The organism is Pseudomonas sp. DY-1 (assembly GCF_003626975.1).
In the GTDB taxonomy this organism is placed as follows: domain Bacteria; phylum Pseudomonadota; class Gammaproteobacteria; order Pseudomonadales; family Pseudomonadaceae; genus Metapseudomonas.
This window is the reverse complement of record NZ_CP032616.1, coordinates 3,585,184-3,610,645: the sequence shown is the minus strand read 5'-3', so window position 1 is coordinate 3,610,645 and position 25,462 is coordinate 3,585,184. Positions and strand designations below refer to the sequence as shown.

Sequence of the window (25,462 nt, the reverse complement as noted above, 5' to 3'; positions counted from 1 at the left end):
GGATTGCACCATGCTGCTGATGATCGACAACTACGATTCCTTTACCTACAACGTGGTGCAGTACCTCGGTGAGTTGGGCGCGGACGTGCATGTGATCCGTAACGACGAGCTCTCCATCGCCGAGATTGAAGCGCTGAACCCGGAACGCATCGTGGTCTCTCCCGGCCCCTGCACGCCCAACGAAGCGGGCGTGTCGCTGGAGGTGATCCGCCACTTCGCCGGCAAGCTGCCGATTCTCGGCGTCTGCCTGGGTCACCAGAGCATCGGTCAGGCTTTCGGCGGCGATGTGGTGCGCGCGCGCCAGGCCATGCATGGCAAGACCAGCCCGGTGTTCCACAAGGACCAGGGCGTCTTCCAAGGCCTGAACCACCCACTGACCGTCACCCGCTACCACTCCCTGGTGGTGAAGCTGGAAACCCTGCCCGGCGAGCTGGAAGTCACCGCCTGGACCCAGCATGCCGATGGCACCGTCGACGAGATCATGGGGCTGCGTCACAAAACGCTGAATATCGAGGGTGTGCAGTTCCATCCGGAGTCCATCCTTACCGAACAGGGCCATGAACTTCTGGCCAACTTCCTCAAGCAGACCGGCGGAGTGCGCTGATGGACATCAAGGAAGCCCTGAACCGGGTGGTCAACCAGCTGGACCTGACCATCGAAGAAATGCAGGACGTGATGCGCCTGATCATGACCGGCCAGTGCACTGATGCGCAGATCGGCGCCTTCCTCATGGGGATGCGCATGAAGAGCGAGACCATCGAGGAAATCGTTGGTGCGGTCTCGGTGATGCGTGAGCTGGCGACACGAGTCGAGCTTTCCAGCCTCAAGCACGTGGTGGATGTGGTCGGTACCGGCGGTGATGGCGCCAACATCTTCAACGTTTCGTCCGCCGCCACCTTCGTGGTCGCCGCTGCGGGCGGCAAGGTTGCCAAGCACGGTAACCGAGCGGTTTCCGGCAAAACCGGCAGCGCCGACGTGCTGGAAGCCGCTGGCATCTATCTCGACCTCAATCCCGAACAAGTCGCCCGTTGCATCGAGAGCATCGGCGTCGGCTTCATGTTTGCCCAGGCTCATCACAAGGCCATGAAATACGCTGCCGGCCCACGTCGTGAGCTGGGTCTGCGCACCCTGTTCAACATGCTTGGCCCGCTTACGAATCCGGCCGGTGTGAAGCACCAGGTCGTGGGCGTGTTCAGCCAGACGCTGTGCCGTCCGCTGGCCGAGGTGCTCAAGCGCCTGGGCAGCGATCACATTCTGGTCGTGCATTCGCGCGATGGTCTGGACGAGGTGAGCCTCGCCGCGCCGACCCATGTCGCAGAGCTGAAGAACGGCGAAGTGACCGAGTACCAGATCCAGCCCGAGGACTTCGGCATCAAGAGCCAAAGCCTGATCGGTCTGACTGTTGGCAGCCCACAGGAATCCCTTGAACTGATCCGCGATGCCCTGGGCAGGCGCAAGACCGAAAATGGCCAGAAGGCCGGCGACATGATCGTGTTGAATGCCGGTGCGGCCCTCTATGCTGCAGACCTGGCCTCCAGCCTGAAGGAAGGTGTGCGTCTGGCGCAGGACGCTCTGCACACCGGCCTCGCCCGCGAGAAGCTGGACGAGCTGGCCTCCTTTACCGCGGTGTTCCGAGTGGAGAATGAAGCGTGAGCATCCCAACCGTTCTTGAGAAGATCCTGGCGCGCAAGGCTGAGGAAGTGGCCGAGCGCCGTGCCCGCGTTTCCCTGTCCGAGGTCGAGGCGCTGGCTCGCTCTGCCGACGTACCTCGTGGTTTCGCCCGCGCGCTGCTGGAACGGGCCGAGCGCCACGAGCCGGCAGTGATTGCCGAAGTGAAGAAAGCCTCGCCCAGCAAGGGCGTGCTGCGCGAGGACTTCAACCCTGCGCAGATCGCCAGGAGCTACGAGGCTGGCGGTGCAGCCTGCCTGTCGGTCCTGACCGACGTGGACTTCTTCCAGGGCGCCGATGCGTACTTGCAGGAGGCTCGTGCCGCCTGCTCCCTGCCGGTGATCCGCAAGGACTTCATGATCGACCCGTACCAGGTGGTCGAAGCTCGCGCTATCGGCGCGGACTGCATCCTGTTGATCGTCTCCGCGCTGGACGACGTACGCATGAAGGAACTGGCCGCCACCGCCAAGGATGTCGGCCTCGACGTGCTGGTGGAAGTGCATGACGGTGAAGAGCTGGATCGCGCGTTGAACTGCCTGGATACCCCGCTCGTGGGCATCAACAACCGCAACCTGCACACCTTCGAGGTCAGCCTGGAAAACACCCTCGATCTGTTGCCACGTATTCCACGTGATCGCCTGGTCATTACCGAGAGTGGCATTCTCAACCGCGCCGACGTAGAGCTGATGGAAGTCAGCGGCGTCTATGCGTTCCTGGTAGGCGAAGCGTTCATGCGCGCCGAAGAGCCGGGCGTCGAACTGGGCCGCCTGTTCTTCCCCGATCGCAACCGCGTGGTGGCGGGAATCGATCCGGATTGATCCGGTTCGGTCCTCCAGAAATGAAAAAGCCGGCTTGCGCCGGCTTTTTCGTTGGGGGCTTCAGCGCGTGCCGAAGACCACCATCGTCTTACCCTTCACGTGCACCAAGCCCTGTTCTTCAAGGCTCTTGAGTACGCGGCCGACCATCTCGCGGGAGCAGCCAACGATCCGGCCGATTTCCTGGCGGGTGATCTTGATCTGCATACCGTCCGGGTGGGTCATGGCATCGGGCTGCTTGCACAGGTCGAGCAGGGTGCGCGCAACACGGCCGGTGACATCGAGGAAGGCCAGGTCGCCCACTTTGCGGGTGGTATTGCGCAGGCGGTCAGCCATCTGGCTGCCCAGTGCGTAGAGGATTTCCGGGTCCTGCTGGGTGAGCTCGCGGAACTTGGCGTAGCTCAGTTCAGCCACTTCGCATTCCGTCTTGGCTCGAACCCAGGCGCTGCGCTCCTTCTCCGCCCCTTCCTTTTCGAACAGCCCCATCTCGCCGAAGAAGTCGCCGGCATTAAGGTAGGCGATGATCATTTCGCGCCCATCGTCGTCCTCGATCAGGATGGTGACGGAGCCTTTGATGATGAAGAAGAGGGTTTCGCAACGATCACCTGCATAGATGATGGTGCTCTTGGCCGTGTAACGGCGGCGGTGACAATGCGCGAGTATTTTGTCCAGGCTCTTTATTTTTGGTGTAAGGGTAATTGCGACCATGCCCGAGTCCCGAAAAAGAGAAGGTAAGCCTTTGTCCAACAGGCAATTTTCTAATAGTTGTCCGGCCAAGTGTGCCAGTAATCCGGCGCCAGCTTAACAGAGGTCCCTGATTCGACAATGTGATTTTGCGACGCATCTAACACCTGCTCAGGAACTATTTGCGGGCCGGCGGGGAAAAGGCGCTGTGATAAGCTACCGCACCTTTTTCCGAGCGGAGTTTCAGGCGATGAAAGCACGCATCCAATGGGCAGGCGAAGCCCTGTTCCTTGGCGAATCCGGCAGCGGCCATGTCGTAGTGATGGACGGTCCACCCGAGTCCGGTGGTCGCAACCTGGGCGTGCGTCCCATGGAAATGTTGTTGCTTGGCCTGGGCGGCTGCACCAACTTTGACGTGGTGAGCATCCTGAAGAAGTCCCGCCAGCCCGTGGAAAGCTGTGAAGCTTTTCTTGAGGCCGAGCGCGCCAGCGAAGACCCCAAGGTATTCACCAGAATCCACGTGCATTTCGTGGTGAAAGGGCGCGGTCTCAAAGAGGCCCAGGTCAAGCGCGCGGTGGAGCTGTCCGCCGAGAAGTACTGCTCGGCCTCGATCATGCTTGGCCGTGCCGGCGTCGAGATCACCCACGATTACGAGATCGTCGAACTCGGCGCGTGATTTCCAATTAGCCGACGGCCGGATGGCGCAGGACATCCGGCCATCATATTTGCGCGGCAAACTCTGGCAGACGGCGCCCGTCGTCTGCATAATTCGCCCCCTTCCAATTTCCGGGGCATCGGGCTCCGAACCTACGACCACAATCGCCAACGCGAAGAGGTGTAAACCGTCCTACGCAGAAGTGTCGTGCGCTTCTGACGGGCATGCTCAACCACGCGGCAGAGCCGCATATGCACAGAGAGCTCTCAACGGTGAAAAGCAAACTCAAGCTCCACGGGTTCAACAACCTGACAAAGACCTTGAGCTTCAACATCTATGACATCTGCTACGCGGAAACCCCCGAGGACCAGCAGGCCTACGTCCAGTACATCGACGAAGAGTACGATGCCGAACGCCTGACCCAGATCCTCACCGACGTAGTCGACATCATCGGTGCCAATATCCTCAATATTGCCCGCCAGGATTACGATCCCCAGGGCGCGAGTGTGACCATCCTGATCTCCGAGCAGCCGGTGACCCCCACCGACAGCCAGATCGAGGAATCTCCTGGCCCGCTGCCGGAGACCATCCTGGCCCACCTCGACAAGAGTCACATCACCGTTCACACCTATCCGGAAATCCATCCGGTGTCGGGTATCGCAACCTTCCGGGTGGACATCGATGTTTCCACGTGCGGCGTTATCTCACCGCTGAAGGCGCTCAACTACCTGATTCACCAGTTCGACTCGGATATCGTCACCGTGGACTATCGCGTGCGCGGGTTCACCCGTGACGTGGAAGGCAAGAAGCACTTCATCGACCACGAGATCAACTCGATCCAGAACTACCTCTCCGACGACACCCAGGACGCCTATCAGATGACGGACGTCAACGTGTACCAGGAGAACATGTTCCACACGAAGATGCTGCTCAAGGACTTCGAACTGGACAACTACCTGTTTGGTGACGCCACCAACAACCTGACGCCTGAACAGCGAAAGGAAGTCGAGGAGCGCGTGCGCCACGAAATGCTGGAAATCTTCTACGCGCGGAACATGCCTCACTGATGTAGTTTCGCAGTGGAAACGAAAAGGGCGCCTGGTGGCGCCCTTTTTCATGTGCGGGTTTCAGACCCGGTAGGTGCTCTTGGTCATGACCTTCGACAGCAGCGTCATGCCGAACTTCACTGGGGCGGGGAAGCGCAGGCCGCCAGCTTCCAGGGCGCTGGTGGCGTGTTGCTCTTCGTCGGTACGCATCTGCTCGAGGATGGCTCGCGACTTGGCATCATCGGCAGGCAACTGCGCCAGGTGTTCGTCGAGGTGCTTGCATACCTGGTCTTCAGTCGCTGCGACGAAACCCAGGCTGACCCGGTCGCTGATCAGGCCGGCCACGGCGCCGACGCCGAAGGACAGTCCATAGAAGATCGGGTTGAGGACGCTAGGGCGGCTGCCGAGCTCGCGGATGCGCTGTTCGCACCAGGCCAGGTGGTCGATCTCTTCCTCGGCCGCATGTTCCATGGCTTCGCGCACTTCCGGCAGCTTGGCGGTCAGCGCCTGGCCCTGATAGAGCGCTTGCGCGCAGACCTCGCCGGTGTGGTTGATGCGCATCAGTCCGGCGATATGGCGAGCGTCCTCAGGTTTGAGTTCGGCATCGGCCTGGCCTTCGGCAGGGGAGGGTCGGAATGGCTGGCCGGTAAACGGCAGCAGCGTGCGCAGCGCGGCATCGGCCTGCAGCAGCAGACGGTCGGCGGGGGAATAGGAACGTTCGCTGGCCATGCGGCACCTCCGTGGAATATCGGTGGGCATTCTACCGCAAGGGGATGACCGAGGCTTGACCGGTATCAGGCCCCGGCCGATGGGTCAGCCCGGCGGCCAGTGCATCTGGCGCTGGCCGAGGACATGCATGTGGATGTGGTAGACGGTCTGGCCGCCTTGCTCATTGCAGTTCATCACCAGGCGGAAGCCCTCATCGCAGCCTTGTTCGGCAGCGAGGCGCTGGGCGGTATAGGCAATGTGGCCGACCAGTGCCTTGTCACCTTCAGTGAGTTCGGTGAGGGTGCGGATGTGCTTCTTCGGGATCACCAGGAAGTGCACGGGGGCCTGCGGCGCAATGTCGTGAAAGGCGACGACCTGGTCATCTTCATAGAGCTTGCGCGCGGGAATTTCTCCGGCGGCGATTTTGCAGAACAGACAGTCCACGGGAATTCTCCGGCCTGTTATAAGAGGTCCCGAGTTTAACGGTGAGCGATTGCCCCGGCCAGCGCTGGCCGATGCCCACAAGGAGCCCCTGTGAAGAACGATATCCACGACCTCGGCCTGGTACTGGACTCACGCGTGAAGCTGATCCTGATCGAGTCATGGGACGAGCGCCGGGTGCTGGAAACGCTCACCAGCCTTGCGGTCAAACGTGGACTCGGACTCTTCACCTGGGCCATCAGCGAAGGGCTGCAGCGCCTGGGTTTTGGAGGCGAAGTCCTGGGCGAGGGTGATAGCCGCGAGCCGGAAACGGCGCTCAAGCTGATCAAGGCCGATCCGCAACCGAACCTCTATGTGATGTGCGACCTGCACCCGTTCCTCAGTGACAACCCCAAGGTGGTGCGCCTGCTCAAGGAGGTGGCCATGGCGGAGGGTAATCACAAGCCGACGCTGGTGCTGGTTTCCCACGCGCTGAAGTTGCCGCCGGAGGTGCAACGCTATGCCGCCCGTTTCGATCTGGCGCTGCCCAATGAAGACGAGCTGCTGAGCATCGTTCGGGAAGAGGCGTCGCGCTGGAGCGAGCGCAATCGGGGCGCGCGGGTCCGGACGGACAACCGCACCCTGCAGCAGGTGGTGAAGAACCTGCGCGGCATGAGCCACGGAGAAGCGCGCGCGTTGGCGCGCAACGTGATCTGTGACGACGGTGCCATCACCCAGGAAGACTTGCCGGAGCTGAATAAGGCCAAGTTCCAGTTGCTGGATCTGGAAGGCGTACTCAGCTTCGAATACGAGACCGCCCGGTTCGCCGAAGTGGGCGGATTGGCCAACCTCAAGCGTTGGTTGGCCGAGCGCCAGGCTGCGGTGCTGGACGAAAAGGCGGTGGACCGGCCGAAGGGTGTCCTGTTGGTCGGCGTACAAGGCGGCGGCAAGAGCCTGGCGGCCAAGGCCGTTGCCGGCCTCTGGGGCTTGCCACTGCTACGCCTGGACTTTGCCTGCCTGTACAACAAGTTCTTCGGCGAGACCGAACGCAACCTGCGCGAGGCCTTGAAGCTCGCCGAGCAGATGGCGCCCTGCGTGTTGTGGATGGATGAGGTAGAGAAGGGGCTGGCCAGCGGTGACCATGACGGTGGCGTGAGCCAGCGCGTGTTGGGGACCCTGCTGACCTGGATGGCCGAGCGCAAGGCGCCGGTGTTCATGGTCGCAACCGCCAACGCGATTGATCGCCTGCCACCGGAGTTGCTGCGCAAGGGACGTTTCGACGAGCTGTTTTTCGTCGACCTGCCGCAGCCCGAGGTTCGTTCCGAGATATTCCGCATTCACCTCGTTCGCCGCGAACTGGACCCGGCGCAGTTCGACCTGCATCAGCTGGTCGCCGCCAGCGATGGTTTCTCGGGCGCCGAGATCGAGCAGGCGGTGGTGGGGATGCTCTATGCGTCGCAGGCCCAGCAATGCCCGGCCGACCAGACCCTGCTGCTATGTGAACTCAAGGGGACGGCGCCGCTTTCGGTGCTGATGGCCGAGCAGTTGGCAAACTTGCGCGCGTGGGCGGATGGGCGTTGCGTAAAGGCTGATTGAGCCTGTTCAGGGCTGGGCGAAGCGGCGAATGATCCGGCCCAGTAGGCGGCGTACCAGCCAGCGTGGTGCCAATCGCGGGAGCTGCGCTGCAAGCCGGTTTCGCCAGCCAGGAATGATGATCGCGCGGTTCTTTTCCAGTGCACGTACAGCGAACAGTGCCAGTTCTTCTGGGCTCATCATCAGCTTGCTGCCCTCAAGCTTCCCGACTTCCAAGTGGGCGCCGCGGAAGAAGGCAGTGCGGGTGGGGCCGGGGCACAGAACCGAGACTTTCACGCCGCGCGGTCGCAATTCCTCACGCAGACCTTCTGAGAAGCTCAGCACGTAGGCCTTGCTGGCGTAGTAGTTGCTCATCCAGGGGCCGGGCTGGAAGCCCGCTACTGAGGCAACATTGAGGATCTGTCCGCCGCCCTGCCGCGCCATCAGACCGCCGATGCCGTGGCAGAGCCGCGCGAGCGCGAGGATGTTCAGTTCGATCAGTTCCTGCTCACGGCCCCAGTCCTGGTCGACGAATGTCCCGGAAGAACCTATGCCGGCATTGTTCACCAGCAGGTCGATTTCCCGTTCGCCCTGCTCCAGGTCCATCAGCAGGCCGGATACGTGAAGGGGTTCGGCGAGGTCGCAGTAGCGGAACAGCACTTCCACACCGAAGCGCTGGGTCAGTTCGCAGGCGATGCTTTCGAGCGCGTCCCGATTCCGGGAGACCAGCAAAAGGCGACGGCCCCGTCGCGCCAGTGCCTCGGCCAGAGCCAGGCCAATACCGCTGGAGGCGCCGGTGATCAGGGCATAACGAGGCATCTGGGGTTCTCCATAACAGGGCCGGGTTGGACAACGCCGGCCCCGGGAGGTTGCTTACTCTGCGGACTCGCCTTCGAGGGCGGGCGCATCGCCCGGCTGCTCGAAGCTTGCGGCGTCGCCCATCTGGGTGCGCATCAGATAGTCCTGGTAAGCCGGTAACGAAATGGCGGCGACTATACCGATAACCGGTACCAAAATAATCAGCCATGCCAGCACTTTTACCCCTCGGCTGTTGGGCGGCGGCGGTGGGCCATAGCGGTTGGGGCCGTCTGTACCTGGCATGAACAGCATGATCAGGGCGAACACACTGCCTATGATCGGGACGAAGTTCAGCAGCCAGAGCCAGCCGGACCAGCCGATATCGTGGAGGCGCTGCACACCGATGCACACGCTGACCACCACCAGAGCAAGGCAGGCCACTAGGGTCAGTAGCGCCGCCAGTGCGTCGGAGAGTGCAAAGCTGCCGAGGATCACCCCTCCAATCGGCAGGAACGCCAGCATCAGCGCCATGCTCCAGCCCAGATAGCGCACCCGGCCGATCCGGCCGCTGGTGCCGAGGACCTTCAGTTCCCCGAACTCTGGCAGTTGCTCGCCGACCTGTGCTCTGGGTGGCGCGTAGGGGGAGGTCGTTTCGCTACTGATGACGGATGGCTTTACCTGCGGCGCCTCTTCTGTCAGTTGCGCCTGGCGCGCCAGGTACTTGTCGATGATGATCCCACAGACCTGACACTCGGCTGCCTTGGCCTGCTCGTGGCCGCACTTGGGACAGTTCATGGTGTCAGTGTCAGTGCTGGTTTCTGCAGCAGCGGCTGCGGTGACCGGGGCAGGGTGATCTTCCGTGGCCACCAGGCTCAGGCCGGCTGCAATGTCTTGCTCCTTGCGCACCATCGCGCCGGCTCGCTGCAATGCGGTGAGGTACTTATCCGCCTCGGCTTCCACCAGATCGCGCTTGAGCGCGACGCTGCGGCCGCCGAACAGGCTGTCGATCTTGCTGGCATCGCTCTTGAACAGACGGGCGAGGTTTTCCTTGACGGTCTCCAGCGCCACACCGGGCATGGGCTCACCGTCGAAGACGATTTTGAAGCGGGCTTCGGTCATGCGGGCATCCTTGTCAGCGACAGAAAGAATGATGGCACAGCGTAATTGCGCGCTGGCCCACGGCACAAGCGGCCTGGCGCACAAAAAGTGGGGCTCAGGCCAGGCTCAGCGGGTTCCAGCGGCCGACCAGGTTGCCACGGCGCAGCAGGCGCAAGTCAGCGAACTCGCCAAGGGTTCCTTCGGATTGGGTGGGGCGCAGAAATACCCAGTCGTCCACGGCAAGCCCCGTGCTCCGGGACCCAATCAGGCGTTCCTGGTTGGCGCTGCGGCCATAGAGGCTGTCGTAGCCCAACCCTGCGGGGGAGACCGGCTCTGCCTGCCAGTTGCCGCCGTAGAGGTAATGAGCGCGCTGGCGATTAGGGTTCCAGCCCTGCAGCAGGCCCTGAACGTTGTCCAGATAGGGCAGGGTGCCATCGAGCACCTTTAGCACAGGGCTGGCTATCCATAGGGCCGCCTGGTGTTCCCGGAGTAATTCGCTGTCAAAGGCGGCGGGCTTGAGCAGGGCGGAACCCACAGCGACCTCGCTCAGGGGGCCGTTGCCAGCGACGTGTAGTGGGTAGGTCTGGCTACCGCCGCCATTCAGCAGGGGGTCCTGTGGCCAGATCGGGAATGTGCGGGCCACCTGGATGAATGCCTGGTAGCGCGCATTACTTTCTCTCAGGGCCCGTTCCTTGCCGATCCAGAATGGCGCGTGGGCGACCTGAGCGTCATATCCCATAAGCCCGCGCAGTTTCAATGGAGACGCAGACGCCGTCATTTGCGAAAGGACGTTGGCCAGTGCGTCGGGTGAAGAGAGCCCACCGCGCGCGAGACCGATGTCGATCTCCAGCGCAACCTGCAGCGATTGGCCAAGCGCACGGCTCAACTCGGTGTATTCCTGCAAGCGCTGGGCGCTGTCCACGAGCCAGGTGACCTGATTGCTCGGGTCGAAACCGAGGTGACGGGGCAACTGCTGGTAGAAGGCCAGGGCTGCGGCGGTGGGTAAGGGTTTGCCCAGCAGCAGGTCGGCGGAGGGGAAGAGGCGAGCCAACTGGTTCAGCTGCGGCTGGTGGAAAACCATGAAGCGCGTGCAGTTCAGGCGGCGTGCCAGGTAATCGAGCAGTCCGCCGGACGCCAAAGACTTTGCCACCAGGCGCAATTGGCGCGAACCCAGCCTGGCGGCGAGCAAATCGGCGTTGGCATCCAGGCGATCAAGGTCGATGACCATTTGCGGGACGCCGCCACCGTCTTCGCGAAACAGTTGGTTAAGGCGTGCAAAGTAGGCGTCGTGGGGGCGGCCATGATCAGTCGGGCGCGCCGCCCAGATGCCAAGCGCACCAAGCGCGCCAATACCGAGCAGAGTGCGTCGCCTCATCGTGCCCAGCGTTGGCCCAGTTGCACGGACTTGTCGCGGGCCGCGCGGTATTCCTGGTCGAGTCGGGCGATGAGTTCGTCCACGGTCGGCAAGTCGCGGATGTTGCCGACGCCTTGGCCGGCGGACCACACGGTCTTCCAGGCCTTGGCTTCATCGCTGACCGGTTTCAGCTTCTCGCCGTAGTCGACACTGCCCTTGTCGGCGAGGCGTTTCATGTCGTAGCCGGCTGCCTCCAGGCTCTGGCGCATGAAGCTGGCCGGCACGCCGGAGACGGCTGGCGTATGAATGATGTCGGCGGCCCGGGCGTCGAGGATCATCTGCTTGTAGCGGGTTTCGGCGTCGCTTTGCTGGGTGGCGATGAAACGGGTGCCGAGATAGGCCAGATCGGCGCCGAGCATCTGGGCCGCGAAGATTTCGTGGCCGTGGTTGAGGCAACCGGCGAGCAGCAGCGTCTTGTCGAAGAACTGGCGAATCTCGGCGACCAGGGCGAAGGGACTCCAGGTGCCGGCATGGCCACCGGCGCCGGCGGCAACCGCGATCAAACCGTCCACGCCCGCCTCGGCGGCCTTCTCCGCGTGGCGGCGGGTGGTCACGTCGTGGAATACCAGACCGCCGTAGCTATGCACGGCGTCTACCACTTCCTTCACCGCTCCCAGGCTGGTGATGACGATCGGGACGCGCTTTTCCACGCAGATCGCGAGGTCCGCCTGCAGACGCGGGTTGCTGTGATGGACGATCAGGTTCACCGCGTAGGGGGCCGCATCCGTCCCCAGCGACGCTTCGATCTCATCGAGCCAGGCGCGGAAGCCGCTGCTCTCGCGCTGGTTGAGCGCGGGAAAGCTGCCGACGATGCCGTTGTTGCAGCAGGCCAGGACCAGCTTGGGGTTGGAAACCAGAAACATCGGCGCAGCTACGACCGGCAAGCGCAGGCGTTGTTCGAGCAGGGCGGGCAGGGGCATCTGGCATTCCTCTTGTCAGGGTCAGAAGGGCTTGACCACCACCAGGATGACGATGGCGATCAGGAACAGCACTGGGACTTCGTTGAACCAGCGAAAGAACACATGGCCGCGGCGGTTTTCTCCGCGCGCGAAGCGCTTGAGCAGGGAGCCGCAGGCGTGGTGATAGCCAATCAGCAGGATGACCAGGGTGAGCTTGGCGTGCAGCCAGCCCTGGCTCAGCCAGGCCGGATTGAGATAGAGCATCCAGATGCCGAACACCAGCGTGGCGATCATCGAGGGGCCCATGATGCCGCGGTACAGCTTGCGCTCCATGATCTTGAAGCGTTCGCGGCTGGGCTCGTCCTCGGCCATGGCGTGGTAGACGAAGAGGCGTGGCAGGTAGAAAAGGCCGGCGAACCAGCAGACGATGGCGATGATGTGCAGGGCCTTGAGCCACAGATAGAGCATGGGGACGGTTTCCATCAGACAGATTGCCCGGATAGTAGAGGCTTGAGCGGCCGCACGTCACCTCGGCGGTTGGCCCCTGGCCGATGCGGCCTTATCATCGGCAGCTTTCCAATCGGTTCTTTGAGGGGCAAGTGATGGTCAAGGTCGGAATCGTCGGCGGCACGGGCTATACCGGTGTCGAACTGCTGCGTCTGCTGGCTCAGCATCCGCAAGCGGAGGTCGCGGTAATCACCTCGCGATCCGAGGCTGGGGTGAAGGTCGCCGATATGTACCCGAACCTGCGCGGCCACTACGACAACCTCTCGTTCAGCGTGCCCGATGTGGCTACCTTGGGCGGCTGCGACGTGGTCTTCTTCGCTACGCCGCACGGCGTTGCCCACGCGCTGGCCGGCGAACTGCTGGACGCCGGTACCCGCGTGATCGACCTTTCCGCTGACTTCCGACTGCAGGATGCTGAAGAATGGGCCAAGTGGTACGGTCAGCCCCACGGAGCGCCCACCCTGCTGCCGGAAGCCGTTTACGGCCTGCCGGAAGTGAACCGTGAAGCGATCAAGGGCGCGCGCCTGATCGCAGTTCCTGGCTGCTATCCGACCGCCACTCAGCTTGGCTTCATTCCGCTGTTGGAAGCTGGCCTTGCCGACACCACGCAACTGATCGCTGACTGCAAGTCCGGCGTCAGCGGCGCTGGCCGTGGCGCGAAGGTGGGCTCGCTTTTCTGCGAGGCGGGCGAGAGCATGATGGCTTACTCGGTTAAAGGGCATCGTCACCTGCCGGAAATCAGCCAGGGTCTGCGTCGCGCTGCCGGTGGTCCGGTCGGCCTGACCTTCGTTCCACACCTGACGCCGATGATTCGTGGTATTCACGCCACCCTGTACGCAAACGTCGCGGACAAGAGCGTCGACCTGCAGGCCCTGTTCGAAAAGCGCTATGCCAGCGAACCCTTCGTCGATGTGATGCCGGCGGGCAGCCATCCGGAAACCCGCAGCGTCCGTGGTGCCAACGTTTGCCGGATCGCGGTTCACCGTCCTCAGGGCGGAGACCTGGTGGTGGTGCTCTCGGTGATCGACAACCTGGTCAAAGGGGCGTCCGGCCAGGCGGTACAGAACCTCAATATCATGTTCGGCCTCGAGGAGCGCCTGGGCCTGTCCCACGCTGCTCTGCTGCCCTGATGGGGCGCGACGCCGGCAATTGCACGGTCGGCGTCGCACTCCGATCCATAGAGTGGGTCGAATCGCTTAATAGTTGACCAGTTTTGTAGGGTAAGCGGATAATGCCTCGCCTTAGCGCAGTATGGCGGCGTCAAGCCGGGAGAGTTGCAGCATGAGCGTCGAAACCTTCACCCCTTCAGCCCTGATGTTCACCGAGAGCGCGGCCAGCAAGGTGAAGAACCTGGTCGATGAAGAGGGCAACCCGCGCCTGAAACTCCGTGTGTTCGTCACCGGTGGCGGCTGCTCGGGCTTCCAGTACGGTTTCACCTTTGATGAAGACGTGTCTGACGATGACACCATTGTCGAGCGCGATGGCGTGAGCCTTGTGGTAGACCCGATGAGCTTCCAGTATCTGGCCGGTGCCGAAGTGGACTATCAGGAAGGCCTCGAGGGTTCGCGCTTCGTGATCAAGAACCCGAATGCCACCACCACCTGCGGCTGCGGTTCGTCCTTCTCGATCTGATTCGAGTCCGAATACAACAAACGCCGTGCCTTTGGGCACGGCGTTTTTGTTTGTGGATCAGGCAGGGTAGATTGCGCCAAGGATGCGCAGGCCCCTGGCGCCGGTAACGCTGGGGCGATTGGTGGGAATCCCTTCGAGGCAGCAGTGTGCGAGCCAGGCAAAGGCCATGGCTTCGACCCAGTCCGGGTCCACGCCGAGATCTGCTGTACTGCGGACCTGAGCGCCGGGTAGCAGGGCGGCGAGCCGTAGCATCAGTTGGCGGTTGTGCGCTCCACCACCACAGACCAGGAGGTCATCGGTCTTCGGCTGCGCGGCGCGCAGCGCATCGATGATGCTTCGCGCGGTGAGTTCGAGCAAGGTAGCCTGCACATCCTCGGGTTTGAATTTCGGGAGGCGCGCCAGGTGTGACTGGAGCCAGCTCAGATTGAACAGCTCGCGTCCCGTGCTCTTCGGGCCGCGCGTGGTGAAGAAGGCATCACCGGAGAGGGTTTCCAGCAGGCGTTGTTGCAGGGTGCCGGTTGCTGCCCAGTCACCATTGCGGTCGAAGCTTTCGCCCCGCTGGAGATGGATCCAGGCGTCCAGTAGAACGTTGCCGGGACCGCAATCGAATCCATGTACCGCTTTACCCGGATCGATGAGACTGAGGTTGCTGAAGCCACCGACGTTAAGCACGGCGCGGTGGTTGTCGGCATCTCCGAACAGCGACTCGTGGAATGCCGGCACGAGCGGCGCGCCCTGGCCCCCGGCGGCGACATCGCGCCGGCGGAAATCGCCTACTACGGTGATGCCGGTCAACTCAGCAAGCAGGGCTGGATTGCCGATCTGCACGGTGAATCCGCGTGCGGGCTCGTGACGCACTGTCTGGCCATGGCTGCCGATGGCGCGAATGTCCTTGGCGCCCAGGTTGTTGCGAACCAGTAGTGCGTTGATCCCGGAAGCCGCCAGTTCTACCCAGCCATTCTCCGCTAGGGCCGCGCGGGCCAGTTCGTCCGGGCCAGAAGCGCAGAGTGCCAACAGCTCGCTGCGTAGCGAGCTGGGCATGGGAATGTAGTGGGTGTCGAGGAGGGTAATGCGATCGGTCTGTTCGACCAGGGCGATGTCCAGGCCATCAAGGCTGGTCCCGGACATCACTCCCAGATAGCGCGGCATCTGATCAGCGCTTGTTCATGGCCAGCATGCTGGCCTTTTCCTGGTCCATGCGCGCCATCAGCGGCTGGGTCATCTGCATGAAGCGCTTCTTCTCGCTGGCCATCAATGGGTCGGCCATCGGCAGCTTCACACCCAGCGGATCGACGTGCACGCCGTTAACCTGGAACTCGTAGTGCAGGTGCGGGCCGGTGGAGAGACCGGTAGTGCCCACGTATCCGATGATCTGGCCTTGCTTCACGCTACCGCCAGTGCGAATACCCTTGGCGAAACCTTGCATGTGGCCGTACAAAGTCTTGTACTTGCTGCCGTGCTGGATGATCACCGCATTACCGTAGCCACCACGACGGCCAGCCAGGACGATTTTGCCGTCACCGGTGGCCTTGATCGGGGTGCCACGAGGTGCTGCGTAGTCGACGCCTTTGTGGGCGCGGATCTTGTTCAGGATCGGATGTCGGCGGCCGTTGGAGAAGCGCGAGCTGATGCGCGCGAAGTCTACCGGAGTGCGGATGAAGGCCTTGCGCATTGCAGTGCCATCACCACGCAGATAGCTGGCGTTGCCTTGCTTGTCGACGTAGCGGACTGCAGAGAAGGTCTTGCCACGGTTGATGAAGCGCGCGGCGAGGATTTCACCGCTACCGACTTTCTTGCCCTCGACCACCTTTTCTTCGTAGATCATCTCGAACTCGTCGCCTTCGCGAATGTCGAGCGCGAAGTCGATGTCGTAGCCGAAGATGTTAGCCAGATCCATGGTCAGGTCATGGGACAGGCCGGCACGCTTGGCGGACAGGAACAGGGAGCTGTCGATCACGCCGCGGGCATAAGCCGAGCGGAGCTCCGGCTTGATCAGGTCACGTTTGAAGGCGTAACCCTTGGATGTCTTTTCAAGGTGAACGCTTTCGAGGCCGCTCAGCTTGGTGCTGATCTTCTCGAGCTCACCATTGGGGGCCAGCTTGAACTCGAAGCTCTGGCCAACCTTCAGGCGGCTGAGCTGCTTCGCATCCTTGCTGCTGCTCAGGACGTCATGCATGACGTTTGCGGACAGGCCAACCTTGGCAAACACCGTGGACAAAGTGTCGCCGTTGCCCACGGTCACAGCTTTGAGGCTGGGATCAACAGGCGTCTTGATGGTAGCGAGGTCGGTAGCTACTTCTTTCTTCTTGTCCGCGTCTTTTCCGGCGCTGTTCTGGTTCTCGGCTGGGTTCTCGATCTTGGCAAACGGCGAGATACCCTCATCCCCGGCTGCGGGAGCTTGTCGGAGATCGTCCTTCTCCTGGATCACCATCTCCGAGCCGTTTTCCAGCTCCAGATTGATGTAGGTCTTCTTCGCCTCGACTTCGCGGGACGGGAACACCAGCAGGGCCAGGCTGAGCAGCGCAGCCACACCGCTTGCAGCCAGCAAGTGGCTCTTCGGGTACGGCGGCGCTTTAGGTACTGAATGCGTCATGGCGTGTGGTGTTTTTTGGAATATGAACTAACTGCCTAAAATATAATCAAAATCCGCCCTAGGCAACCTTGGATTGGTGCCTTCCGCTGACTGGCATGGGGCTGGGCGCAAAACTTGTAATTAGTTCGCGATCTTGTATGGTTGGTTCCCCTTTGTCTATCCACGGTCTATGAGTCCTGTCATGAAGTCGGTTGAAGAGCAGCTGGCGCTGATCAAGCGCGGTGCGGAAGAGGTCCTGGTCGAGTCCGAGCTGGTCGAAAAGCTCAAGCGTGGCCAGCCGCTGCGCATCAAGGCGGGCTTCGATCCGACTGCTCCTGATCTTCACTTGGGGCACACCGTCCTTATTAATAAGCTGCGCCAGTTCCAGGAGCTGGGACACCAGGTGATTTTCCTGATTGGCGACTTCACAGGGATGATTGGCGACCCCAGCGGCAAGAGCGCTACCCGTCCGCCTCTGACTCGCGAGCAGGTCCTGGACAATGCCGAGACCTACAAGGCTCAGGTGTTCAAGATCCTCGATCCGGCCAAGACCGAGGTGGCCTTCAACTCCACCTGGATGGACCAGCTGAGCCCGGCAGACTTCATTCGCCTTGCATCGCAGTACACCGTTGCGCGCATGCTTGAGCGCGATGACTTCAGCAAGCGCTACAGCACCAATCAACCTATCGCGATTCACGAGTTCCTCTATCCGCTCGTGCAGGGCTACGACTCGGTCGCGCTGAGGGCGGATGTCGAGCTGGGTGGTACTGATCAGAAATTCAACCTGCTGATGGGGCGTGAATTGCAGCGTGCCTATGGGCAGGAATCCCAGTGCATCCTCACCATGCCGTTGCTGGAAGGCCTGGATGGTGTGAAGAAGATGTCGAAGTCTCTGGGTAACTATGTAGGTATCCAGGAAGCGCCGGGGATCATGTACAACAAGCTGGTTTCAATACCGGATCAGCTGATGTGGCGCTACTTCGAGCTGCTGAGCTTCCGCTCCATGGAAGAGATCGAGCAGTTCAAGCGTGATATCGAGGTGGGTGCCAATCCGCGTGACATCAAGATCAAGCTTGCTGAAGAGATTGTGGCTCGCTTCCATGGCGAAGAAGCCGCTGCTACCGCTCACCGTTCTGCGGGCAACCGTATGAAAGAGGGCGAGCTGCCGGTCGATCTGCCGGAAGTCCAGCTGACTGCTACCGAGGATATGCCCATCGCTTCTGTCCTTAATAAGGCGGGCCTGGTCAAGAATGCCGCAGTGGCTCGTGATCTGCTCGGTGCTGGTGGTGTGCGCGTGGATGGCGAGGTGGTGGATCGTGCCTACGTCTTCAAGCTAGGCGCGACCCATGTGCTACAGGCCGGTAAGAAATCCTTTGCTCGCGTATCCCTGGCGGTCGAGTAAAAAGATTTCAGGAAAGGTGTTGACGGCAGATTCTGCATCCCTATAATGCGCACCTCTCCCAGCGACGAAGCAGCGGAAAGGCTTGAAAATCAAGCACTTAGCTGTAGTTAGGTGCAGGGAGAGGTGGTCGGCAGGCGGTGGTAGTGCTTGTCGCTTCGGTCTTCCGAGAGGTCGGCCAGAAGATGATCGCCGAGGTGTTGACAGCGACTTTCAACGCTGTAGAATGCGCCTCCCGCTGACGAGAAGAGTGAATCGGATCGAAAGCGCAAGCGGTTGAGTAGAAAAGAGATTTTCGAAAAACAGCTTGACAGTAAGAAAGGCTGCTGTAGAATGCGCGGCCTCGGTTGAGACGAAAGACTTGATCGAAACGCTCTTTAACAACTGAATCAAGCAATTCGTGTGGGTGCTTGTGAGGTAAGACTGATAGTCAACTGATTATCAGCATCACAAGTAACACTCGTGAATTCGAGAGTTTATTTGCGATTGCTGAGCCAAGTTTAGGGTTTTCTCAAAACCCAAGCAGTATTGAACTGAAGAGTTTGATCATGGCTCAGATTGAACGCTGGCGGCAGGCCTAACACATGCAAGTCGAGCGGCAGCGGGTCCTTCGGGATGCCGGCGAGCGGCGGACGGGTGAGTAATGCCTAGGAATCTGCCTGGTAGTGGGGGATAACGTTCGGAAACGGACGCTAATACCGCATACGTCCTACGGGAGAAAGTGGGGGATCTTCGGACCTCACGCTATCAGATGAGCCTAGGTCGGATTAGCTAGTTGGTGGGGTAATGGCTCACCAAGGCGACGATCCGTAACTGGTCTGAGAGGATGATCAGTCACACTGGAACTGAGACACGGTCCAGACTCCTACGGGAGGCAGCAGTGGGGAATATTGGACAATGGGCGAAAGCCTGATCCAGCCATGCCGCGTGTGTGAAGAAGGTCTTCGGATTGTAAAGCACTTTAAGTTGGGAGGAAGGGCAGCTAGTTAATACCTGGTTGTTTTGACGTTACCAACAGAATAAGCACCGGCTAACTTCGTGCCAGCAGCCGCGGTAATACGAAGGGTGCAAGCGTTAATCGGAATTACTGGGCGTAAAGCGCGCGTAGGTGGTTCAGCAAGTTGGAGGTGAAATCCCCGGGCTCAACCTGGGAACTGCCTCCAAAACTACTGAGCTAGAGTACGGTAGAGGGTAGTGGAATTTCCTGTGTAGCGGTGAAATGCGTAGATATAGGAAGGAACACCAGTGGCGAAGGCGACTACCTGGACTGATACTGACACTGAGGTGCGAAAGCGTGGGGAGCAAACAGGATTAGATACCCTGGTAGTCCACGCCGTAAACGATGTCGACTAGCCGTTGGGATCCTTGAGATCTTAGTGGCGAAGCTAACGCGATAAGTCGACCGCCTGGGGAGTACGGCCGCAAGGTTAAAACTCAAATGAATTGACGGGGGCCCGCACAAGCGGTGGAGCATGTGGTTTAATTCGAAGCAACGCGAAGAACCTTACCTGGCCTTGACATGCTGAGAACTTTCCAGAGATGGATTGGTGCCTTCGGGAACTCAGACACAGGTGCTGCATGGCTGTCGTCAGCTCGTGTCGTGAGATGTTGGGTTAAGTCCCGTAACGAGCGCAACCCTTGTCCTTAGTTACCAGCACGTTATGGTGGGCACTCTAAGGAGACTGCCGGTGACAAACCGGAGGAAGGTGGGGATGACGTCAAGTCATCATGGCCCTTACGGCCAGGGCTACACACGTGCTACAATGGTCGGTACAAAGGGTTGCCAAGCCGCGAGGTGGAGCTAATCCCATAAAACCGATCGTAGTCCGGATCGCAGTCTGCAACTCGACTGCGTGAAGTCGGAATCGCTAGTAATCGTGAATCAGAATGTCACGGTGAATACGTTCCCGGGCCTTGTACACACCGCCCGTCACACCATGGGAGTGGGTTGCTCCAGAAGTAGCTAGTCTAACCGCAAGGGGGACGGTTACCACGGAGTGATTCATGACTGGGGTGAAGTCGTAACAAGGTAGCCGTAGGGGAACCTGCGGCTGGATCACCTCCTTAATCGAAGACTTCAGCTTCTTCATAAGTTCCCACACGAATTGCTTGATTCAATTGCGAAGGCGATTGGGTCTGTAGCTCAGTTGGTTAGAGCGCACCCCTGATAAGGGTGAGGTCGGCAGTTCGAATCTGCCCAGACCCACCAATTGTCGCGGGGTCGTATGACCGGTTGACATTGGGGCCATAGCTCAGCTGGGAGAGCGCCTGCTTTGCACGCAGGAGGTCAGGAGTTCGATCCTCCTTGGCTCCACCATCTCCAGGCTGACCAAGAGTCCAGAATTGAATATCCCGGGTGGGATATTGAATTCTGAACTTTGCTTCAGAATCGTTCTTTAAAAATTCGGGTATGTGATAGAAGTGACTTGTTGAGTGTTTCACTGCACTCAATAATTCAAGGTAAAATTTGCGAGTTCAAGCGCGAATTTTCGGCGAATGTCGTCTTCACCCCTATGATCACGAGCAGATTGCTTGGGGTTATATGGTCAAGTGAAGAAGCGCATACGGTGGATGCCTTGGCAGTCAGAGGCGATGAAAGACGTGGTAGCCTGCGATAAGCTTCGGGGAGTCGGCAAACAGACTTTGATCCGGAGATCTCTGAATGGGGGAACCCACCTAGGATAACCTAGGTATCTTGTACTGAATCCATAGGTGCAAGAGGCGAACCAGGGGAACTGAAACATCTAAGTACCCTGAGGAACAGAAATCAACCGAGATTCCCTTAGTAGTGGCGAGCGAACGGGGATTAGCCCTTAAGCTTCTTGGATTTTAGCGGAACGCTCTGGAAAGTGCGGCCATAGTGGGTGATAGCCCCGTACGCGAAAGGGTCCAGGAAGTGAAATCGAGTAGGACGGAGCACGTGAAACTTTGTCTGAATATGGGGGGACCATCCTCCAAGGCTAAATACTACTGACTGACCGATAGTGAACCAGTACCGTGAGGGAAAGGCGAAAAGAACCCCGGAGAGGGGAGTGAAATAGAACCTGAAACCGTATGCGTACAAGCAGTGGGAGCCTACTTTGTTAGGTGACTGCGTACCTTTTGTATAATGGGTCAGCGACTTATATTCAGTGGCGAGCTTAACCGAATAGGGGAGGCGTAGCGAAAGCGAGTCTTAATAGGGCGTTTAGTCGCTGGGTATAGACCCGAAACCGGGCGATCTATCCATGGGCAGGTTGAAGGTTAGGTAACACTGACTGGAGGACCGAACCGACTACCGTTGAAAAGTTAGCGGATGACCTGTGGATCGGAGTGAAAGGCTAATCAAGCTCGGAGATAGCTGGTTCTCCTCGAAAGCTATTTAGGTAGCGCCTCACGTATCACTCCAGGGGGTAGAGCACTGTTTCGGCTAGGGGGTCATCCCGACTTACCAAACCGATGCAAACTCCGAATACCTGGAAGTGTCAGCGTGGGAGACACACGGCGGGTGCTAACGTCCGTCGTGAAAAGGGAAACAACCCAGACCGTCAGCTAAGGTCCCAAAGTTCTAGTTAAGTGGGAAACGATGTGGGAAGGCTTAGACAGCTAGGAGGTTGGCTTAGAAGCAGCCACCCTTTAAAGAAAGCGTAATAGCTCACTAGTCGAGTCGGCCTGCGCGGAAGATGTAACGGGGCTCAAACTAGACACCGAAGCTACGGGTTCGTCGTAAGACGAGCGGTAGAGGAGCGTTCTGTAAGCCTGTGAAGGTGAGTTGAGAAGCTTGCTGGAGGTATCAGAAGTGCGAATGCTGACATGAGTAACGACAATGCGAGTGAAAAACTCGCACGCCGAAAGACCAAGGGTTCCTGCGCAACGTTAATCGACGCAGGGTGAGTCGGCCCCTAAGGCGAGGCAGAAATGCGTAGTCGATGGGAAACGGGTTAATATTCCCGTACTTCTAGTTATTGCGATGGGGGGACGGAGAAGGCTAGGCCAGCTTGGCGTTGGTTGTCCAAGTTTAAGGTGGTAGGCCGAACACTTAGGCAAATCCGGGTGTTCAAGGCCGAGAGCTGATGACGAGTGTTCTTTTAGAACACGAAGTGGTTGATGCCATGCTTCCAGGAAAAGCCTCTAAGCTTCAGATAACTAGGAACCGTACCCCAAACCGACACAGGTGGTTGGGTAGAGAATACCAAGGCGCTTGAGAGAACTCGGGTGAAGGAACTAGGCAAAATGGCACCGTAACTTCGGGAGAAGGTGCGCCGGTGAGGGTGAAGCATTTACTGCGTAAGCCCATGCCGGTCGAAGATACCAGGCCGCTGCGACTGTTTATTAAAAACACAGCACTCTGCAAACACGAAAGTGGACGTATAGGGTGTGACGCCTGCCCGGTGCCGGAAGGTTAATTGATGGGGTTAGCGCAAGCGAAGCTCTTGATCGAAGCCCCGGTAAACGGCGGCCGTAACTATAACGGTCCTAAGGTAGCGAAATTCCTTGTCGGGTAAGTTCCGACCTGCACGAATGGCGTAACGATGGCGGCGCTGTCTCCACCCGAGACTCAGTGAAATTGAAATCGCTGTGAAGATGCAGTGTATCCGCGGCTAGACGGAAAGACCCCGTGAACCTTTACTGTAGCTTTGCACTGGACTTTGAGCCTGCTTGTGTAGGATAGGTGGGAGGCTTTGAAGCGAGGACGCCAGTTCTCGTGGAGCCATCCTTGAAATACCACCCTGGCATGCTTGAGGTTCTAACTCTGGTCCGTCATCCGGATCGAGGACAGTGTATGGTGGGCAGTTTGACTGGGGCGGTCTCCTCCTAAAGAGTAACGGAGGAGTACGAAGGTGCGCTCAGACCGGTCGGAAATCGGTCGCAGAGTATAAAGGCAAAAGCGCGCTTGACTGCGAGACAGACACGTCGAGCAGGTACGAAAGTAGGTCTTAGTGATCCGGTGGTTCTGTATGGAAGGGCCATCGCTCAACGGATAAAAGGTACTCCGGGGATAACAGGCTGATACCGCCCAAGAGTTCATATCGACGGCGGTGTTTGGCACCTCGATGTCGGCTCATCACATCCTGGGGCTGAAGCCGGTCCCAAGGGTATGGCTGTTCGCCATTTAAAGTGGTACGCGAGCTGGGTTTAGAACGTCGTGAGACAGTTCGGTCCCTATCTGCCGTGGACGTTTGAGATTTGAGAGGGGCTGCTCCTAGTACGAGAGGACCGGAGTGGACGAACCTCTGGTGTTCCGGTTGTCACGCCAGTGGCATTGCCGGGTAGCTATGTTCGGAAGAGATAACCGCTGAAAGCATCTAAGCGGGAAACTCGCCTCAAGATGAGATCTCACTGGGATCTTGAATCCCCTAAAGGGCCGTCGAAGACTACGACGTTGATAGGTTGGGTGTGTAAGCGCTGTGAGGCGTTGAGCTAACCAATACTAATTGCCCGTGAGGCTTGACCATATAACACCCAAACAATCTGGTGATTGTGGGTGCGACTGGTTGAAGTCGACAGACCGAAAATTGGCCTGAACCGCAAAACAGACTGTCACATACCTGATTCGGGGTCGCGTCGCAGACGAGATCCCAACCGAATTGCTTGACGACCATAGAGCGTTGGAACCACCTGATCCCATCCCGAACTCAGCAGTGAAACGACGCATCGCCGATGGTAGTGTGGAGCTTCTCCATGTGAGAGTAGGTCATCGTCAAGCTTCTATCCCAAACCCCCGATCCGTGAAAACGGTTCGGGGGTTTGTCTTTGGGCGCGCAAAAAAGCTGGCCGCGAATGCATTCCAGCCAGTCTGGTTTGAGGGCGTTGGCTCGGTCGGCTTGAGCGCGATTTCTATGCAACCCGAGTGTGCATAGATATGATGCCTGCCTCATTAAGGGCTGGATCCAGCACATGCCTACGCTATTGAAACTTCTGCAGGATGGGCGCTTTCACTCAGGCCAGGCGCTGGGTGAGGCCCTGGGTGTAAGCAGAAGTGCCGTCTGGAAGCAGTTGCAGCAGCTGGAAGCGGAGCTCGGTCTTGCGATCTACAAGGTGCGTGGCCGGGGCTACCGACTGCAGTTTCCTCTGAGTCTCCTTGATCAGGGGGTTCTGAATGCGGGGGGGGCTCCTTGGTCCCATCGAGTGTTTGATTCGCTGGACTCCACGAATGCGGAGGTCTCCCGCGGTCTTGCTCGCGGTGAACTGCCGCCCTTTGCGGTCATAGCGGAACGGCAAACGGAAGGCAGGGGGCGAAGGGGACGTCGATGGGTCAGTCCTCATGCGCAGAACCTCTATTACAGTCTTGCTGTGCGCGTCGATGGCGGTGCCCGCCAGCTTGAGGGCTTGAGTCTTGTTGTCGGGTTGGCGGTGCTGAAGACCTTGCAGTCGTTCGGGTTGACGGCGGCTGGCCTCAAGTGGCCAAACGACCTGTTGGTTGGGAACCGCAAGATTGCTGGAATCCTCCTTGAGCTGTTGGGGGACCCGGCCGACATCTGCCATGTCGTAATTGGTATTGGAATCAATGTGAATATGCAGTTGTCTGCCGAGGACATAGATCAGCCTTGGACTTCCATGCAGGTGGAAAGCGGTGCTTTGGTGGACAGGAGTGCCTTGGTGGCTCGCTTGAGTGAATACCTCGACGATTACCTCGTGCGTCACAAGAGATACGGTTTTTCTGCTCTTCGGGAGGAGTGGGAAGCCGGGCATCTCTGGCAAGGGCGGCAAGTCAACTTGATCGCCGGTGTTCAGAGTATCCAGGGGTTGGTATTGGGGATAGACGCGACAGGCGCCTTGCGCTTGGACGTCGGTGGTGAGGAGCGAGCTTACAGTGGTGGAGAGCTCAGTTTGAGGTTGAGTGATGATTCTTGAGCTTGACTGTGGCAACAGCTTTATCAAGTGGCGTGTCATCGACAGTGCGCAAGCCGCAACTATTGGCGGCGGTGTGGTTGGCTCCGATGAAGAGCTGATTTCTGCGTTGCGTGCATTGAATGAACTAGTGCTTCGCAATTGCAGGTTGGTCAGTGTCCGTTCTGACGAGGAAACACGTGCACTGACCGACCGGCTTCAGGATGTGTTCGGCGTGGTTTCTGTCTGTGTCGAGCCGGCTGCTGAAATGTCCGGCGTGCGCAATGGCTACTCAGAGTTCCAGCGCCTTGGGCTGGATCGCTGGCTAGCGGTGCTGGGTGCCTATCACATAGCTCGCAAGGCTTGCCTGGTCCTGGATCTGGGTACTGCGGTGACATCTGATCTGGTTGCTGAAAATGGCGAGCATCTCGGGGGATTCATTTGCCCGGGTATGCCGTTGATGCGTAATCAATTGAGGACGCACACTCGCCGAATTCGCTACGACGACCAGGCTGCGGAGAGGGCGCTGCTCGATATGGCTCCCGGCCGCTCGACGGTGGAGGCCGTGGAGAGGGGATGTCTTCTGATGCTGCGCGGATTCGTCCAGGCGCAGATCGAATTGGCGGCGCAGCATCTCGGAGATGATTTTGAGGTTTTCCTTACTGGCGGTGATGCGCTGCTGGTGAAGAGTGTGCTGCCGCGGGCAAGAGTGTTGCCCGACTTGGTGTTTGCCGGTTTGGCGATTGCCTGCCCATTGCCTTGAGG

21 protein-coding genes, 2 tRNA genes and 3 rRNA genes are annotated in these 25,462 nt (G+C 59.5%); 16 read left to right on the top strand and 10 right to left on the bottom strand.

The features are described from left to right. The first annotated feature begins 10 nt into the window (after positions 1-10). From D6Z43_RS17145 to trpC, 3 genes are read left to right on the top strand one after another with little or no spacing between them, the layout of a single operon-like run. Complete coding sequence (locus D6Z43_RS17145) at positions 11-604, top strand: aminodeoxychorismate/anthranilate synthase component II (protein ID WP_120653302.1); 594 nt, start codon at positions 11-13, stop codon at positions 602-604. Beyond that, entirely contained in the window at positions 604-1,653 is a 1,050-nt protein-coding gene (gene trpD, locus D6Z43_RS17140) for an anthranilate phosphoribosyltransferase (RefSeq protein ID WP_120653301.1), read from the top strand. Before D6Z43_RS17145 ends, trpD begins: the two co-directional genes overlap by 1 nt. Then, positions 1,650-2,486, top strand: a complete 837-nt coding sequence (trpC, locus tag D6Z43_RS17135; RefSeq protein ID WP_120653300.1) for an indole-3-glycerol phosphate synthase TrpC — start codon at positions 1,650-1,652, stop codon at positions 2,484-2,486. Before trpD ends, trpC begins: the two co-directional genes overlap by 4 nt. A 60-nt stretch (positions 2,487-2,546) precedes the next feature. Here trpC and crp read toward each other — a convergent pair whose 3' ends face one another. Then, positions 2,547-3,191 carry a cAMP-activated global transcriptional regulator CRP gene (crp, locus tag D6Z43_RS17130; RefSeq protein WP_028631060.1) on the bottom strand — a complete coding sequence of 215 codons (645 nt, stop codon included), beginning with the start codon at positions 3,189-3,191 and terminating at the stop codon, positions 2,547-2,549. A gap of 226 nt (positions 3,192-3,417) precedes the next feature. On the opposite strand from crp, the gene D6Z43_RS17125 reads away from it, so the two are divergent. Then, entirely contained in the window at positions 3,418-3,843 is a 426-nt protein-coding gene (locus D6Z43_RS17125; protein ID WP_120653299.1) for an OsmC family protein, read from the top strand. Positions 3,844-4,094: 251 nt separating this feature from the next. Then, entirely contained in the window at positions 4,095-4,889 is a 795-nt protein-coding gene (gene speD, locus D6Z43_RS17120; protein ID WP_120653298.1) for an adenosylmethionine decarboxylase, read from the top strand. 60 nt (positions 4,890-4,949) lie between these two features. On the opposite strand, the gene coq7 is transcribed toward speD, so the two are convergent. Both coq7 and D6Z43_RS17110 read right to left on the bottom strand, forming a co-directional pair. Continuing rightward, complete coding sequence (coq7, locus tag D6Z43_RS17115; RefSeq protein WP_120653297.1) at positions 4,950-5,597, bottom strand: 2-polyprenyl-3-methyl-6-methoxy-1,4-benzoquinone monooxygenase; 648 nt, start codon at positions 5,595-5,597, stop codon at positions 4,950-4,952. Between the two features lie 84 nt (positions 5,598-5,681). Continuing rightward, complete coding sequence (locus D6Z43_RS17110) at positions 5,682-6,020, bottom strand: histidine triad nucleotide-binding protein (RefSeq protein WP_120653296.1); 339 nt, start codon at positions 6,018-6,020, stop codon at positions 5,682-5,684. 90 nt (positions 6,021-6,110) lie between these two features. Here D6Z43_RS17110 and D6Z43_RS17105 point away from each other — a divergent pair, with 90 nt between their 5' ends. Further along, on the top strand, positions 6,111-7,592 hold the full coding sequence (locus D6Z43_RS17105; protein ID WP_120653295.1) for an AAA family ATPase: 1,482 nt from the start codon (positions 6,111-6,113) through the stop codon (positions 7,590-7,592). A gap of 6 nt (positions 7,593-7,598) precedes the next feature. On the opposite strand, the gene D6Z43_RS17100 is transcribed toward D6Z43_RS17105, so the two are convergent. The 5 genes from D6Z43_RS17100 to hemJ form a co-directional block, all read right to left on the bottom strand. After that, positions 7,599-8,387 carry an SDR family oxidoreductase gene (locus D6Z43_RS17100; RefSeq protein WP_120653294.1) on the bottom strand — a complete coding sequence of 263 codons (789 nt, stop codon included), beginning with the start codon at positions 8,385-8,387 and terminating at the stop codon, positions 7,599-7,601. A gap of 54 nt (positions 8,388-8,441) precedes the next feature. Then, on the bottom strand, positions 8,442-9,485 hold the full coding sequence (locus tag D6Z43_RS17095) for a DUF805 domain-containing protein (RefSeq protein ID WP_120653293.1): 1,044 nt from the start codon (positions 9,483-9,485) through the stop codon (positions 8,442-8,444). A 94-nt stretch (positions 9,486-9,579) separates the two neighbouring features. Beyond that, positions 9,580-10,839: an alanine racemase gene (locus D6Z43_RS17090; RefSeq protein WP_120653292.1), complete on the bottom strand. Its 1,260-nt coding sequence runs from the start codon at positions 10,837-10,839 to the stop codon at positions 9,580-9,582. Then, a complete protein-coding gene (locus D6Z43_RS17085; RefSeq protein WP_120653291.1) occupies positions 10,836-11,798 on the bottom strand; it encodes a nitronate monooxygenase family protein in 963 nt (320 codons plus the stop codon). Before D6Z43_RS17085 ends, D6Z43_RS17090 begins: the two co-directional genes overlap by 4 nt. A 21-nt stretch (positions 11,799-11,819) precedes the next feature. Beyond that, positions 11,820-12,245, bottom strand: a complete 426-nt coding sequence (gene hemJ, locus D6Z43_RS17080) for a protoporphyrinogen oxidase HemJ (RefSeq protein WP_120653290.1) — start codon at positions 12,243-12,245, stop codon at positions 11,820-11,822. 134 nt (positions 12,246-12,379) lie between these two features. On the opposite strand from hemJ, the gene argC reads away from it, so the two are divergent. Both argC and erpA read left to right on the top strand, forming a co-directional pair. Further along, on the top strand, positions 12,380-13,414 hold the full coding sequence (gene argC / locus D6Z43_RS17075; RefSeq protein WP_120653289.1) for an N-acetyl-gamma-glutamyl-phosphate reductase: 1,035 nt from the start codon (positions 12,380-12,382) through the stop codon (positions 13,412-13,414). 151 nt (positions 13,415-13,565) lie between these two features. After that, positions 13,566-13,916: an iron-sulfur cluster insertion protein ErpA gene (gene erpA, locus D6Z43_RS17070; protein ID WP_120653288.1), complete on the top strand. Its 351-nt coding sequence runs from the start codon at positions 13,566-13,568 to the stop codon at positions 13,914-13,916. 57 nt (positions 13,917-13,973) lie between these two features. On the opposite strand, the gene D6Z43_RS17065 is transcribed toward erpA, so the two are convergent. Then, positions 13,974-15,065, bottom strand: a complete 1,092-nt coding sequence (locus D6Z43_RS17065; protein WP_120653287.1) for an anhydro-N-acetylmuramic acid kinase — start codon at positions 15,063-15,065, stop codon at positions 13,974-13,976. A gap of 4 nt (positions 15,066-15,069) precedes the next feature. Continuing rightward, a complete protein-coding gene (locus D6Z43_RS17060) occupies positions 15,070-16,509 on the bottom strand; it encodes a peptidoglycan DD-metalloendopeptidase family protein (RefSeq protein ID WP_120653286.1) in 1,440 nt (479 codons plus the stop codon). A 181-nt stretch (positions 16,510-16,690) separates the two neighbouring features. Here D6Z43_RS17060 and tyrS point away from each other — a divergent pair, with 181 nt between their 5' ends. From tyrS to D6Z43_RS17015, 8 genes are all read left to right on the top strand, one after another. Beyond that, positions 16,691-17,890 carry a tyrosine--tRNA ligase gene (gene tyrS, locus D6Z43_RS17055; RefSeq protein WP_120653285.1) on the top strand — a complete coding sequence of 400 codons (1,200 nt, stop codon included), beginning with the start codon at positions 16,691-16,693 and terminating at the stop codon, positions 17,888-17,890. A 527-nt stretch (positions 17,891-18,417) separates the two neighbouring features. After that, positions 18,418-19,954, top strand: a 16S ribosomal RNA gene (locus D6Z43_RS17045). 65 nt (positions 19,955-20,019) lie between these two features. Then, positions 20,020-20,096: transfer RNA gene (locus D6Z43_RS17040), tRNA-Ile, on the top strand. Between the two features lie 32 nt (positions 20,097-20,128). Further along, positions 20,129-20,204, top strand: a tRNA-Ala gene (locus D6Z43_RS17035). 227 nt (positions 20,205-20,431) lie between these two features. Next, positions 20,432-23,322: ribosomal RNA gene (locus D6Z43_RS17030) — 23S ribosomal RNA — on the top strand. A 135-nt stretch (positions 23,323-23,457) separates the two neighbouring features. Further along, positions 23,458-23,573, top strand: a 5S ribosomal RNA gene (rrf, locus tag D6Z43_RS17025). The 16S, 23S and 5S rRNA genes sit together here with 2 tRNA genes alongside, the layout of an rRNA operon. 191 nt (positions 23,574-23,764) lie before the next feature. Next, a complete protein-coding gene (gene birA, locus D6Z43_RS17020; RefSeq protein ID WP_120653284.1) occupies positions 23,765-24,721 on the top strand; it encodes a bifunctional biotin--[acetyl-CoA-carboxylase] ligase/biotin operon repressor BirA in 957 nt (318 codons plus the stop codon). Then, positions 24,711-25,460: a pantothenate kinase gene (locus D6Z43_RS17015; RefSeq protein ID WP_120653283.1), complete on the top strand. Its 750-nt coding sequence runs from the start codon at positions 24,711-24,713 to the stop codon at positions 25,458-25,460. The genes birA and D6Z43_RS17015 overlap by 11 nt, the downstream gene beginning before the upstream one ends. Positions 25,461-25,462 lie beyond the last annotated feature (2 nt).